At 74.2% G+C, this 13,551-nt stretch carries 12 protein-coding genes and 1 pseudogene; 5 read left to right on the top strand and 8 right to left on the bottom strand.

The genetic code is table 11. The features are described 5' to 3' along the window. The first annotated feature begins 94 nt into the window (after positions 1 to 94). From AMK26_RS19265 to AMK26_RS19255, 3 genes are all read left to right on the top strand, one after another. Positions 95 to 289 (top strand): DUF2795 domain-containing protein, encoded by a 195-nt coding sequence (locus AMK26_RS19265; protein ID WP_073755920.1) that lies wholly within the window; start codon positions 95 to 97, stop codon positions 287 to 289. A 273-nt stretch (positions 290 to 562) separates the two neighbouring features. Next, entirely contained in the window at positions 563 to 1,546 is a 984-nt protein-coding gene (locus AMK26_RS19260) for a glycosyltransferase family 2 protein (RefSeq protein WP_073755919.1), read from the top strand. Then, on the top strand, positions 1,543 to 1,989 hold the full coding sequence (locus AMK26_RS19255; protein WP_073755918.1) for a GtrA family protein: 447 nt from the start codon (positions 1,543 to 1,545) through the stop codon (positions 1,987 to 1,989). The genes AMK26_RS19260 and AMK26_RS19255 overlap by 4 nt, the downstream gene beginning before the upstream one ends. On the opposite strand, the gene AMK26_RS19250 is transcribed toward AMK26_RS19255, so the two are convergent. The 3 genes from AMK26_RS19250 to AMK26_RS19240 form a co-directional block, all read right to left on the bottom strand. Then, positions 1,964 to 3,484, bottom strand: coding sequence for a DUF6056 family protein (locus AMK26_RS19250; protein ID WP_073755917.1), 1,521 nt, complete (start codon positions 3,482 to 3,484; stop codon positions 1,964 to 1,966). The genes AMK26_RS19255 and AMK26_RS19250 overlap by 26 nt on opposite strands. A gap of 162 nt (positions 3,485 to 3,646) precedes the next feature. Next, on the bottom strand, positions 3,647 to 4,378 hold the full coding sequence (locus AMK26_RS19245; protein WP_073755916.1) for a class I SAM-dependent methyltransferase: 732 nt from the start codon (positions 4,376 to 4,378) through the stop codon (positions 3,647 to 3,649). Between the two features lie 9 nt (positions 4,379 to 4,387). Next, complete coding sequence (locus AMK26_RS19240) at positions 4,388 to 7,132, bottom strand: SpoIIE family protein phosphatase/ATP-binding protein (protein ID WP_241837968.1); 2,745 nt, start codon at positions 7,130 to 7,132, stop codon at positions 4,388 to 4,390. A 204-nt stretch (positions 7,133 to 7,336) separates the two neighbouring features. Between AMK26_RS19240 and AMK26_RS19235 the strand changes: the two are divergent. Next, positions 7,337 to 8,062: pseudogene (locus AMK26_RS19235) on the top strand (carbonic anhydrase); the annotation flags it as partial. Between the two features lie 12 nt (positions 8,063 to 8,074). Here the strand turns inward: AMK26_RS19235 and AMK26_RS19230 are convergent. From AMK26_RS19230 to AMK26_RS19215, 4 genes are read right to left on the bottom strand one after another with little or no spacing between them, the layout of a single operon-like run. Continuing rightward, positions 8,075 to 8,701 carry an alpha-ketoglutarate-dependent dioxygenase AlkB family protein gene (locus AMK26_RS19230; protein WP_073755914.1) on the bottom strand — a complete coding sequence of 209 codons (627 nt, stop codon included), beginning with the start codon at positions 8,699 to 8,701 and terminating at the stop codon, positions 8,075 to 8,077. Positions 8,702 to 8,734: 33 nt separating this feature from the next. Beyond that, positions 8,735 to 9,451 (bottom strand): polysaccharide deacetylase family protein, encoded by a 717-nt coding sequence (locus tag AMK26_RS19225; protein WP_073755913.1) that lies wholly within the window; start codon positions 9,449 to 9,451, stop codon positions 8,735 to 8,737. After that, complete coding sequence (locus tag AMK26_RS36225) at positions 9,445 to 10,323, bottom strand: DMT family transporter (RefSeq protein WP_073755912.1); 879 nt, start codon at positions 10,321 to 10,323, stop codon at positions 9,445 to 9,447. Before AMK26_RS36225 ends, AMK26_RS19225 begins: the two co-directional genes overlap by 7 nt. Positions 10,324 to 10,328: 5 nt before the next feature. Further along, positions 10,329 to 11,141 carry an SDR family NAD(P)-dependent oxidoreductase gene (locus AMK26_RS19215; RefSeq protein ID WP_079277681.1) on the bottom strand — a complete coding sequence of 271 codons (813 nt, stop codon included), beginning with the start codon at positions 11,139 to 11,141 and terminating at the stop codon, positions 10,329 to 10,331. A gap of 194 nt (positions 11,142 to 11,335) precedes the next feature. Here AMK26_RS19215 and AMK26_RS19210 point away from each other — a divergent pair, with 194 nt between their 5' ends. Beyond that, positions 11,336 to 12,664 carry an MGDG synthase family glycosyltransferase gene (locus AMK26_RS19210; protein ID WP_073755910.1) on the top strand — a complete coding sequence of 443 codons (1,329 nt, stop codon included), beginning with the start codon at positions 11,336 to 11,338 and terminating at the stop codon, positions 12,662 to 12,664. Positions 12,665 to 12,670: 6 nt separating this feature from the next. Here AMK26_RS19210 and AMK26_RS19205 read toward each other — a convergent pair whose 3' ends face one another. Next, complete coding sequence (locus AMK26_RS19205; protein WP_073755909.1) at positions 12,671 to 13,516, bottom strand: arylamine N-acetyltransferase family protein; 846 nt, start codon at positions 13,514 to 13,516, stop codon at positions 12,671 to 12,673. Positions 13,517 to 13,551 lie beyond the last annotated feature (35 nt).

Here is a 13,551-nt window from a genome sequence, read left to right as displayed (position 1 = left end):
GCGCTGCGTGGGGAGAAAAGGTGCCTGTGCTCCATTGTCGTGACATGGACTTTGGTCCCGGTATCGGGCTCCCGCGCCGGGGTACCCCTCGACCATGGCTGTGAACCCGATCGAAATGCAGAAGGCCCTCGGCGGCGTCGAATACCCGGCATCCAAGAAGGAGATCGTCGATCAAGCACAGAAGCACAAGGCCGACAAGAAGGTCATGGAGGCCCTGAAGTCCCTCCCCGAGAAGCAGTACGACTCGCCGGCCGCGGTGAACAAGGAGGTCGGCAAGGGCGGGTCCTGATCCGTCCGCGCCTCACCGACGCCACACACCGTCCGCCCCGTCCCGCATCCCGGTGACGGGGCGGACGCACGCGTGCCCACGCACAGTCACGGGCTCACCCGAGTGGACGGCGTGGGGCTGTGAACCTCCCGCCACCGCGCTCCACTGGCTGGACAGGGAGAAGTCCGTTGCCCTGTGCAGGCAACCCCGGTGGCCCCATGGCCATCCTCCCTGAGCGGCGGCCCCGAACTCCCGGCGGCCGTACCGCACACCAGTGCATGGAGTGAGCAGCCCATGGTCCATATGTCCGTCGTCGTCCCGTGCTTCGACGAGAGCGAGGTGATAGACGCCTTTCACACCGCCCTGGTCGACGCCCTCGAACCGACCGGCGTGACCTTCGAGGTGTGTTACGTCGACGACGGCAGCGGTGACCGGACGGTGGACCGGCTGCGGGATCTCGCGGCAGCCGACGGGCGGGTGCGCTACACCTCCTTCAGCCGCAACTTCGGCAAGGAGTCCGCGCTGCTGGCCGGCATGCGCATGTCCCGGGGCGGCGTGGTCGTCCTCATGGACGCCGACCTCCAGCACCCTCCGGACCTGCTCCCCCGCATGCTGGAGCTGCACCGGCACGGCTACGACCAGGTGATCGCCCAGCGGACCCGCACCGGCGAGGGCGCCGTGCGGACCGCGCTCAGCCGGGCCTACTACCGCCTCGTCCGCCGCTTCATGGACGTCGAAGTCATCGACGGGGCGGGCGACTTCCGGCTCCTGTCGCGCCGCGCGGTCGACGCCCTGCTCTCCCTGCCCGAGAGCAACCGCTTCTCCAAGGGCCTGTTCTCCTGGATCGGGTTCGACACCGTCAGCTTCACCTACGAGAACGTCGAGCGTGCCGCGGGCCGGTCCAAGTGGGGCGGCCGCCGGCTGCTCAACTACGGCATCGACGGGCTGCTGTCGTTCAACAGCCGGCCGCTGCGCCTGGCCATCCACACCGGACTGTGGCTGTTCCTGTCCGCGCTCGTCTACGCGCTGTGGATCGTCGCCAACGCGGTCCTCAACGGCGTCGACACCCCCGGCTACGCGACCCTCATCACCGCCATCGTCGCGCTCAGCGGCATCCAGCTCGCCACGCTCGGCGTCATCGGCGAGTACGTGGGCCGGATCTACCACGAGGCGAAGCGCCGCCCGCACTACGTGGTGCGGGAGACGGACCGGTCGGCGGCCGTCCGCCACGACGACATCCGCCTGGAGGCGGCGGGACGAGCCAGGCCCAAGCCGTGAAAGCGCCGGCCGTCCGCCAGTTCGTCACCTTCGCCGTCATCGGCCTGGTCAACACCGCCGTCTACTACGGCGTGTACGCCACGCTCAACATCTGGCTGCCCTACCTCGCCGCCCACGTCATCGGGTACACGGTCAGCGTGGTGGGCTCGTTCCTGCTCAATTCGTACATCACCGTCCGCACCCGACCGACGTGGCGGGCGTTCGCCCGCTATCCCCTGTCGGGCGCGGCCAATGTCGTGGGCAGCGGGATCCTGCTCCATCTCGCCGTCAGCAGGCTGGGGATGGACGAGAACCTCGCGGCCATCGCCGCCGGTGTCGCCGTCACGCCGCTGTCGTTCCTGCTGGCCCGCTGGGCCATCACCTCCGGGGCGGCCGCGACCCGTCGCCCGGGACCACGGCCGCCGCGGGAAGCCGAGGTCACGGAAGCCGGGTCCCGTAAGTGACCCGGTCCAGGTGGTAGTAGTCGGCGACGCACCGGGCCGGCCAGGGCCTGCGTCCGTTGTCGCCGAACGGCTCCAGCATCCTGCCGACCGACAGCGGCTTGTACGGGGCGACCTCGGCCCCGCTCGCCGCCTGCTCGCGCAGCCACTGGTCCTGGCGGTCCCACTTCTGCGCCCGTACCTTCATGTCGTGGCCCAAGTGGTACAGGGGCACGACGAGGCCGAGGACCGACACCGCGCACACCGCGGCGGCCAGTGCCGTCACGACGCCCGTCCTCCCGCCCCCGCGAAGGCGCAGTGCGCGGCCCAGCAGGGCGCCGAGGCCGACGAGCAGCAGGACGTACACCAGCAGCCAGTCGTTCCAGGTCCGCTCGGTGCGCACCACCCGCTCGCCGAACGCGGGGTACGTGATGGCCGTGCACAGGTAGCCGCAGGCGAGGAAGGTCAGCGCGCCGAGCGCCGCCAGCAGCAGCGGGCGGCACGGCATGAGCACCGGCCGGTGTCCCGTCCGGCGCCGCGCCAGCAGGCCCAGCAGCACGCCGGCGGCGACGGCGCCCACGTACTGCCAGGTCGTGAAGACGGTCTCCAGGATGCGGACGTAGGCGCGCAGCGAGCCGATCAGCGATTCCGGGGCGAGCATGGAGACGGTCTCGGCGTCGTACCGCTGCCGCCGGTTGCGGGAGCCGGGGGACGTCATCAGCACGATCGTGCCGATGGCGACACCCGCCATGCCGGCGAGCGCCCAGCCGCGGACGTAGGGGCGGACGCGCTCGGCGAAGAGCAGCCGGGCGCACAGGACGGCGACGGCGAGCACCACCAGCGCGACGACCGACGCCTCCTCGGAGAGCGTGCCCATGAAGACGCCCGCCGTGAACACGACGGCCAGGGCGGCGATCCGGCCCCTCCGGCCACGGGCCCGGAGCAGCGGAATCGCGGCCGCGCAGGCGAGCACAGGGGCGAGCGTGTGCGAGACGGAGGCGGCCGGCCAGTAGAAGGTCTTGTACGTGTTGGGCGTGGCGAAGAGGAACACCGCCGTGATCATCGACGCGATGAGCAGCGGCACCCCGCGCGGCACGCGCTGTCCGGCGGCACGCAGCGCGTGCACGGTGACGGCCCACAGCAGCACCAGCATCAGGACGCCGCTGATCACGGCGTACCACTGGTGCCCGGCGACCGGGAACTCGGCGTACAGCCCGACGAGCAGCCCGTTGGCGATCCGCCCGTTGTCGGTGACGTAGAACTTGCCGACCAGACCCCAGATGCCCTGGTCGCGTACGACGGGCAGGAAGCACCACTCGTCGGCGCTCGGGCGGACGTACCGGCCGAGGTAGGAGGCGGCCGCGAGCAGGCCGAGGGGCAGCAGGGCCAGGCCCGTCGTCCACGCGGTCGTACGTGTCGTCCGTGACCCGCGCGGGTCACCGCCGCCCTTCTCGCGCCCGGGCCCGGGGCGCTTTGCCGGGTCCGGTGGGACGGTGACACTCGATGCGCCGACGGCCATGTCTTCTTCACTGCCTCTCGGGAAACCACTGGTACGACACCGAAGAGGTGAATCCGGCCGGTGCCGTTGTCCGCGCGCCGTACCGGATTCGGCGCATCGCGGACCGGTCTCCCACTCGACCGGCAGTTCAGGTGCCCCGCAACCGGCCGTCGCCCAGGTGGCTCAGGTGCGCAGCGCGGTCACCATCCGGCACCGGGGCGAACCGTCGGGCCGCCGGCCGAACTCCTCCAGCGGGGTCAGGTCCACCGTGAACCCGGTGCGGGTCAGCTCCGTGACGACGTCGGTGAGCCGGAGGGTGCGGTAGTACATGATGAAGCGCGGTCGCCACAGCAGGTTGCGCACCCGCATCGCCGCGTCGAACGCCCACAGCTCCCAGTAGGGCAGGGAGCCGACCGGGGGCGGGGCGGGGATGGGGAAGACGAACCGGCCGCCGGGTCGCAGGGCCCGGTGCACGCCGGCGAACAGGCGGGGCCGCTCCTCGGGGAGGAAGTGCCCGAACGCGCCGAAGCTCACGGCCAGGTCGAAGGCGGAGCGGAACGGCAGGGCGCGGGCGTCGGCGCGTACCCAGTGGACGCCGGGGGCACCGCCGTTCGCGTCCGCGTGGGCGGCGCGGGCCTGGTCGAGCATGCCGGCGCTGAAGTCGACGCCTGTCACACTCTCCTGGCACAGCTCGCGCAGCACGCCCACCCCGGCTCCGGTGCCGCAGCACACGTCGAGGCCCGCGCGGAACGGTCCGAGCGGGCGGAGGGCGTCGGCGACCGCGCCCAGCACGCCGTCGGAGGTGCGGTAGGGGGTGTGGTGGAACTTGGGGGCCAGCAGGTCGTACCCGGTCTGGGTGGAGGAGAGGGCCTGGGCGGCGAGTTCGCGGAGGGTCGGGCCGTGCGCGGTGAACATGGGCGCCTTTCAGATCAGGCCGGCGTTGAAGACGTCGAACGGCAGGGTGCCGGTGCCGTCGCCGGAGGACGAGCCGGTGCCGGGGAGCGGGAGTTCGGCCCAGATCACCTTGCCGTGGGCGGTGTAACGCGTTCCCCAGCGTTCGGCCAGCTGGGCGACGAGGAAGAGGCCGCGGCCGCCCTCGTCGGTGGTGGCGGCGTACCGCAGGTGGGGTGAGGTGCTGTTGTTGTCGGCGACCTCGCAGGTCAGGCCGCGGTCGTACAGCAGGCGTACGCGGACGGGGGCGGCGCCGTAGCGGATGGCGTTGGTGATGAGCTCGCTGAGGATCAGCTCGGCGGCGAAGGACAGGTCGTCCAGGCCCCACTCGGTGAGCTTGCGCACGGCGGCCGAGCGTATGCCTCCGACGGCGCCGGGGTGGAACGGCACGTCCCAGTCGGCGACGCGGTCGCCGGCGAGCGCGCGGGTGCGGGCGACGAGGAGGGCCACGTCGTCCTTGGGGTGGGCGGGCAGGAGCTCGTCGAGGACCAGTTGGCAGCGGTCCTCGGGGGTGGCGGCGGGGCGGCCCAGGGCCTTGCGGAGCAGTTCGATGCCGACGTCGATGTCGCGGGTGCGGTCCTCGATCAGCCCGTCGGTGTAGAAGACGATCTGGCTGCCCTCGGCCAGGTCCAGTTCGGCGGTCTCGAAGGGTATGCCGCCGAGGCCGAGCGGTGGTCCGGCCGGCAGGTCGGGGAACTCGACGTCCCCGTCGGGGTGGATCAGCGCGGGCAGCGGGTGTCCCGCGCGGGCCATGGAGCAGCGCCGGGAGACGGGGTCGTACACCGCGTACAGGCAGGTGGCGCCGGTCATTCCGGCGGCGCCCGTGTCGTCCTCGTCCTCGTCCTGGTCGATGCGGCCGACGAGGTCGTCGAGGCGGCCGAGGAGTTCGTCGGGGGGCAGGTCGAGGGTGGAGAAGTTGTGTACGGCGGTACGCAGCCGGCCCATGGTGGCGGCGGCGTGCAGCCCGTGCCCGACGACGTCGCCGACGACGAGGGCGACGCGGCTGCCGGGCAGGGGGATGACGTCGAACCAGTCGCCGCCGACGCCCGACTGGGCGGGCAGGTAGCGGTGGGCCACCTCCAGGGCGCTCTGCTCGGGCAGGGCGCGGGGCAGCAGGCTGCGCTGGAGGGTGACGGCCATGGCGTGTTCGCGGGTGTAGCGGCGGGCGTTGTCGATGCAGACGGCGGCGCGGGCGACGAGTTCCTCGGCGAGGGCGAGGTCCTCGTCCTCGAAGGGTTCGGGCTTCTCGGAGCGCCAGAAGTTGGCGACGCCGAGGACGACGCCCCGGGCCTTGAGGGGGACGGCGATGAGGGAGTGGATGCCGTACTGGACGATCCGGGCCGCCCGCTCGGGGTCCTGGGCCTGCCAGCCGGGCGCCTTGGACAGGTCGGGTACCAGTTCCGCGCGGCCGCTGCCGTAGCCGCGTGCCTGGGGCGTGGAGGGGACGAAGCCGATCATCTTGCCGCGCGGGTAGAGGGGGTGGTCGTCGCGGATGCCGGCGACGGCGGTGCGGCGCATGTCGGCGGCCGTGCCGGAGGGCTCCTCGCCGCGCAGGACGGGGTCGGCGAGGTCGACGGTGACGAAGTCGGCGAAGCGCTGGACGGTGACCTCGGCGAGTTCCTCGGCGGTGCGGACGACGTCGAGCGTGGTGCCGATGCCGACGCCGGCGTCGTACAGCAGGTTGAGCCGCCTGCGGGCGCCCTCGGCGCGGCCGGTGAGGGAGCGCAGCTCGGTGGTGTCGCGGATGGTGGCGACGGTCCCGGCGGGGCCGCCGTGCCGGTCGGTGTGGCGCTGGTTGACGGCGAGCAGCCGGTCGCCGGCCGGGACGACCTCGTCGGTGGCGACGCGGCCGGAGCAGAGCAGCTCGGCCATGCCGCGGTCGAGTCCCGGCAGGTCCTTGACGGTGCGGCCCTCGGCGTCGGGGGGCAGCTGGAGCAGCCGTTCGGCCTCGTCGTTGGCGAGCAGGAGCCTGCCGTCGCCGCCGACGATGACGACGCCCTCGCGTACGGAGTGCAGGACGGCGTCGTGGTGTTCGTACACCCGGGTCATCTCGGCGGGGCCGAGCCCGTGGGTCTGGCGGCGCAGCCGGCGGGCCACCAGGGCCGATCCGGCGGTGGCCACGGCGAGGCCGGCGGCGGCGGTGGCGAGGATGACGGGCAGTTGCCGGTTGACGACGCCGGTGACGTTCCTGACCTCCAGTCCGGCGGAGACCAGGCCGATGACCGTCCCGTCGGAGCCCCGCACGGGCACGATGGCCTGGACCTCCTCGCCGAGCGGGCCGTCGACGCTCTCGGTGTGGACGCGGCCGGCCAGGGACGGCTCGATGGTGCCGACGAACCGTCCGCCGATCCGCTCGGGCTGGGGGTGGGTGTAGCGGATGCCGCGGGTGTCCATCACGACGATGAAGTCGACCCCGGCCCTCGCGCGGGCCGTTTCGGTGAGCGGCTGGAGCACGCTCGACGGGTCGGGATGGGTCTTCAGTACGTTCTCCAGGCCCGGGGAGTGGGCGAAGGATTCGGCGACGGCGATGGAGCGGTTGCGGGCTTCCCGGTCGCTGTCGCCGCGCGACTGGAGGAGCAGGGCCAGGACCGCGCCGAGCACCAGCAGCACGACCAGCGCCACCTGCAGGACGAAGACCTGTCCCGCGACGCTCCGTGGGCGCCTGTCGGCCAGTGACCGAACCGAGGCACCACGGAATCGGTCGAAGAAGTGGACCACGTTCCCCTTTCTAACACCGCACGCCCCATGGCGACCATGAGTGACCGCCGGTCGCCGGACGACCACGGGGCGCGTGCGGGGCGGGGGGGGCTCCGGCGGAGGAATCCATCGTTCGCCCAAAGCGTGTCCATACGTCGGCCATGGGCGGGCCAACAGAGGTCAAACTCGAACACCCGGCGAGCAGTCGGACGTACGTTTCGGGGCGTGACATGGCATCCAGGTGACGGACCGGCAGCCCTGCCCTCCCCGCGCGGCCGCCGCGCCCTGCTGCGTGCGGCGCTCGGCGGCACCGCCGCCCTCGGGTTCGCCCCCGCGCCGGCCGTCGCGGCACCGCGCCCCGGCTCCGCGCGCCCCGGTACCCCGGTGGAGGCGTGGCGCGAGCTGGTCCACGGCAACAAGCGCTGGCGCGCCCGGCACCAGGCGCATCCGCACGAGGGCGTGGAGGACCGGACGGCGGCCGTCGCCGGGCAGCATCCCTTCGCGCTGATCCTGGGCTGCGTCGACTCCCGCGTCCCGCCCGAGCTGGTATTCGACCAGGGCCTGGGCGATCTGATGACGGTCCGCTCGGCGGGCGAGGTGCTGGACGAGGCGGTTCTCGGGAGCATCGCGTACGGGGTGCTGGAGCTGGGCATACCGCTCGTCGTGGTGCTGGGGCACCAGTCGTGCGGGGCCGTGGCGGCGGCGGTGAAGGCGGACGAGACGGGTGAGGAACCGCCCGCCCACATCGACTACATCGCCGAGCGGATCCGGCCCGTCATCGACCGGAGCCACACCGGGGCGGCACGGATCGACGCGACGATCACCGCGAACGTACGCCACGTACGCGCCCTGCTGGCCGCCGAACCGGATCTCGCCGCCCGGGTGGAGGCGCGCCGGCTGGCGATCGTGGGGGCGCGGTACGAGCTGGGCAGCCAGCTCGTGCACCACGTCCACCAGGGCCGCTCAGCCCACGCCCCGGGGCCGGAACTGGATGCTGATCCGGGGGCCGGCGCCCTTGGTGGTCTTGGGGATGGCGTGCTCCCAGGTGCGCTGACAGGAGCCGCCCATCACGATCAGGTCGCCGTGCCCGAGCGGCACCCGCCTCGACGGGCCGCCCCCTCGGGGGCGCAGCGCCAGGTCGCGGGGCTCGCCGACCGACAGGATCGCGACCATGGTGTCCTCGCGTGAGCCGCGCCCGATCCGGTCCCCGTGCCAGGCGACGCTGTCCCGGCCGTCCCGGTAGTAGCAGAGCCCCGCCGTGGTGAACGGCTCCCCCAGTTCGGCGGCGTAGTACGCGGACAGGGCGGTGCGCGCCTCGTCGAGCACGGGGTGCGGCAGGGTGTCCGCTGCGCCGTAGAAGGCCAGGAGGCGGGGTACGGCGACCTCGTGGTCGTACATCTGGCGTCGCTCGGCCCGCCATGGCACGCCCTCGGCCAGCTCCTCGAACAGGGCGTCGGCTCCGTGCAGCCAGCCGGGGAGCAGGTCGATCCACGCGCCGTCGCCGAGCGCGGTCCGCCGGACGCCGGTCAGCGGCCCGAGACGGATTTCGTCGGTCTGGTCGAAGAGCGAGCCCTGCAGGTGTGCTGCCATGCCTTCAGCGTACGAGCAAATCGAATGTATGAGCTATTCGATCACGTCATGGTCCCTGAGCGGCCCGACCTCCAGACCGCGGGACCGGCACTCCGCGACGAGCCCCGGCAGCGCGCCCAGCGCGGCCCGCCACGCCCCGGGTGCGCTCACCACGTCGGAGTCGTGCAGCAGCACCGTCCCGCCGCCCCGCAGTGTCCTCGTCACTTCGGCGTGCACGCTCCGCGCCGTCGCCCCGGCCGTCCAGTCGCGGCCCCAGGCCGACCACAGCACCGTGCGCAGCCCGGCGGCGCGGGCGGCGGTCCACCGGCCGCCGGTGAGGATGCCGTACGCGGGGCGGTACCACAGCGGCCGACGCCCGGCCGCGTCGGCGACCAGGTCCGCCGTGCGCGCCAGGTCCCGGGTGTCCCGCAGCGGACGGGGGCACCAGGGCCGGTCGTGCTGCCAGCCGTGGACGGCCAGTTCGTGGCCCTCCGCCGCGATCAGCCGACCCAGGGCGGGGCGGCGTGCCAGCCGGCTGCCCAGCACGAAGAACGTGGCCCGTACGGACAGGGCGTCCAGGGCGCGCAGGAACTCGGGCGTGCTGTCGGGGTCCGGGCCGTCGTCGAACGTCAGCGCCACGTGCGACGGATCGCCGCGCCCGTCGAGGCCCGGCCACAGCGCGGCGCGCACGCCCGGCAGCCAGGTCGCGGCGGGCCCGATGTGCCAGGCGGCGACGGCACCCAGGGCGGCCGCCGGAAGGGAGTTCACCATCGTTCCTCCGGGCGCTCGGGGTCGTCCGTGACGAGCGGGGACCTGGCCAGCTGGACACAGCCGGCCACCAGGACCGCGAGCGCCAGCGCCTCGAACACCACCCGCCAGCCCAGGTGCACCCGTTCCGCGAACAGCGTCACCCCCAGCACCACGCTCAGCAGGGCGTCCCCCAGGGTGAGCGCGGGCTGCGACGCCACCAGGCTGCCGGCCCGCAGCGTCACCTGGAGCAGCACGAAGCTCGCCAGCCCCACGCCCACCGCGGCGTACGGCTGCCATGTCGTGAGCACCGCGCCGACGCCGTCCGGGAGCCGCCCCAGCGCGTCCTTGAGCAGCGCCGCCGTGCAGGCGAACCCGGTCGCGGTGGCCGTGCCGAGCACCGCGGCGCGGGGCGCCGGCGACAGGCGCAGCGCGACCACGCCCAGGAAGGCCACGAAGGCGCCCGCGCCCAGGGCCGTCCACACCCAGTCCGCCACGGGCACCGTGGACCGGCCGCCCGTCGGGTCGGCCATCGCCAGGAACACGGCCAGGCCCAGGGCCATGGCGGCGAACGCCCACTTGGTGCGGGTGTCCGGGCGGCGCCGGAACACCACGCCGCCGACCACCAGCGTGAACATCAGTTCCGTACTCATCACCGGCTGCACCACGGACAGCGGCCCGGTCGCCAGGGCCAGCGCCTGGAGGATGCCCGACACGGCCAGCAGCGCCGCGCCCCACACCCACACCCGCCTGTGCACCAGTCCCGCCATCCACGAGCCGCGCCGTGCCGAGGCCGGGGTGGGGCCGGTGGCGGCCGCGCCCTGCCGCTGGAGCACGGACGCCCCGGCGTTGCCGAGGGCGGCCAGCAGCGCGAGGCAGATCGACAGCGCCAGCACCGGACTCAGCCGAACCGCTTGGCCATGGCGCGGAAGAAGCCGGGGACGGCTCCGTGCATCCGGGCGGGCATCGCGAGCCAGCCCGGTACGAACACGTCGTCCCGGCCCCGTGCGACCGCGCGCCACACCACCTCGGCCACCCGTTCGGCCGGCACCGGGCGCGGATGGTCACGGTGGTACGGGACGCCCCGGGTGGTGAAGAACGGGGTGTCCACCGCCCCCGGCAGCACGACGGTCACCCCCACGCGGGTACCGGCCAGTTCGTAGCGCAGGCTGTCGGCGAAGGCCAGCAGGCCGCCCTTGGTGGTGGCGTAGACCGCCTCATTGGCCACCCCGACGCGCCCCGCCATGGAACCGATCATCACCAGGTGCCCCGCGCCCCGCTCCGCCATCGGCGGCAGCAGCAGCCGCACCAGGTGCACGACCGAGGTGAGGTTGACCGCGATCAGCCGGTCGACGGCGTCGGCGGGCATCCGGGTGAACGGCCCCGCCCAGCCGATGCCCGCCGCCGCCACCAGGACGTCGACCCGGCCCTCGCGCTCCAGCGCCTCGGCCGCCAGCCGCTCCACCCCCGCCCGCTCGGCCAGGTCCGCCCGCAGCGCGCCACCGCCCGTCCGCCGCGCCACCGCCGCGAGCCGCTCCTCGTCGCGCCCGCCGAGCAGCAGCCGGCAGCGGCCGTCGTCGGCGAACCGGTCGGCGATCGCCTCGCCGATCCCGGAGGACGCGCCCGTGACGAGCACGACCGGCCGCGCGACGGGTTCGCCGCCCGTGGACCGTGCCCTTCCTGGTGCGGCCTCGCGACGGGGCGTAGGGGGCATGGTGGATCCTCCGGACTGTCGTCGACCGTGCCCTTCCAGCCTCCCGGTTTCCCGCCGGTTCGCCTCTCGCCACCCGCCACCGCGCCCTCCGATCCACCCGAACAGTCCGATTCGGCCGCCGTCGGCCACCCCTCGGGCCGCGCCGGACGCCCGGACGGAACAGGATGGAACGGCACGGAAACGGAGGGCACCACATGGGGCGGCGATGCCTGGTCCTCAGCGCGAGCATGGGCGCGGGCCACGACACGGTGGCCCGCGAACTGGCACGCCGGCTGCGCGCGGACGGCCACGAGGTCCTCGTACGGGACGTGCTGACGCTGCTGCCGCCCGGCACGGGACCGGCGATGCGCGGCTTCTACCGGTTCGTGGTGCGACGCCTGCCGCCGGTGTACGCGGCGATCTACGCGCTGTTCCTGGCGCCCCGGCCGCGTTCGCGCGGGGGGCGTCCCCGCCGGGGGCTGGACGTCTCGCCGATGGCCGCGCTGGCCGAGCGGCGGCTGGGCGCGCTCGTGGCGCGGTGGCGGCCGGACGTGATCGTCTCCACGTTCCACCTGGCGGGCCAGATCACCGGCCGGATGCGCGGCCGGGGCGTGCTGCGGGTGCCGTGCGCGGTGTTCGTCACCGACTTCGCCGTGCACCGCGCCTGGCTGGACCCGGGCAACGACCTGTACCTGTGCGTCACGGAGACCGCCGCCCGGGCGGCCCGGGAGGGCACGGGGCGGACGGCAATCGCCACTGGGCCGGTCGTGCCGCCCGAGTTCCACGAAGCGGGGGCGGGGCCCCGGGCGCCGGAAGCCGGGGCGCCGGCGGCCGGGGCGCGGGAAGCCGGGGCGCGGAAAGCCGGGGCGCCGGCGGCCGGGGCGCGGGAAGCCGAGGCGCGGGAAGCCGGGGCGCCGGAAGCCGGGGCGCGGGAAGCCGGGGCGCCGGGGCCCGGGCAGCCGGACGGGAGCGGCACGCGGAGCACGAGCACGGCCGGGCGGCAGGAGCGGGGCGCCGGCGGGGCGGGGGACGCGGACGCGGACGGTCGGCCGGTGGTGCTGCTGTCCGGCGGGGCGTGGGGCGTGGGCCCCGGGCTGCTGCACACCGCCGGGGCGCTCGCCCGGCACGGTTTCCTCCCGGTGCTGCTGTGCGGGCGTGACGAGCGGCTGCGCCGGCGCGCCTCCCGGCTGCCGGGCGTCCGGGCGCTCGGCTGGACGGACGACATGCCGGGGCTGATGGCGTCGGCGCGGGCCCTGATCGACAACGCGGCGGGCCAGACGGCGGTGCAGGCCCTCGCCGCCGGGCTCCCGGTCGTCGGCCACCGGCCCATCGCCGGGCACGGCGCCGTGGGGGTGCGGGAGATGGCGGCGGAGGGCCTGACCGTGTACGCCTCCGGCCTCCCCGCACTGCTGGCGGCGGTCGGCGAACTGGCCGGGCCCGGCCCGGCGCGGGAGGAGCGCGCGGCGGCCGGCTCGGCGGTGTTCCGGGCCGACGCCGCGCGCCTGGTCGCGGACCTCGCGGAGGCCGCCCACGCCACCGGCTGATTACGGCTACGGCGTCGCCCGCGCGGCCAGCCACTCCTCGTGGGCGCGCGTCACCCGCTCCCACAGGGCGGACCGGTCGTCGGCGTCGAGGCCGTCCAGGTTCCGGCCGAAGACGTCCGCGAGCGCGGCGTACCACTCCCCCGCCGTGTCCAGCGGCCGCTCGGTGCGCCCGGCCGTGTCGATGCGGGTGAGGACGCGGCCCCGCAGCAGGTCCAGGCCCTTGGCGTCGCGGCGCAGGGCGGCGAACGTCGTCAGGAACGGCGAGTCCGGCGCGGTGGACAGCCGCAGGTGCTCGTCGGCGAAGTCGGCCATGGTGACGGGCCGGGCGGCGAACTCCATGACCGGGAACGCGCTCTGCGGGCCGTTGTGGAGCGTCCAGCCGCCCGGCTCGGTGACCGACGGCTCCATGCGGTACGTGAACGGGCCCTGCTGGTACCTGCCCGGGCGCAGCGGCAGCGGTTCGTACGGCCCGTCCCCGAGCCCCGTGTCGACGAACCAGGCCTCGCCGTCGACGCGGACGGTCAGCGCCAGGTGGTTGCCGTTGGCGCCGCGCCCCTCGGGCTCCTGGTGGACGCCCCCGACATGGCGGGTCACGTCGTAGCCGAGGGCCTCCAGCAGCGCGGCGAAGCCGCCGTTCAGGTGGAAGCAGTAACCGCCCTGCCCGGCGGCGAACCGGCGTACGGACAGCTCCGGTTCGATGCCGGGCGGCCTGCCGAGCTGGATGTCGATGTTCTCGTACGGAACGCGTTCCAGATGCGCCCGCTGCAGCGCGCTCAGCGCCTCGGCGGAGGGCGCGCCGGGGTCGGTGACGCCCAGGCGGGCCAGGTAACCCTCAAAACCCTTTACGCTCATGGCCGTTCACCCTAACGAGTGGGTTTGGGCGGGTC

Source organism: Streptomyces sp. CB03234 (genome assembly GCF_001905885.1).
Taxonomy (GTDB): Bacteria; Actinomycetota; Actinomycetes; order Streptomycetales; family Streptomycetaceae; genus Streptomyces.
Note: the sequence above shows the minus strand (reverse complement) of the source record. Positions and strands in the feature narration are given on the sequence as shown.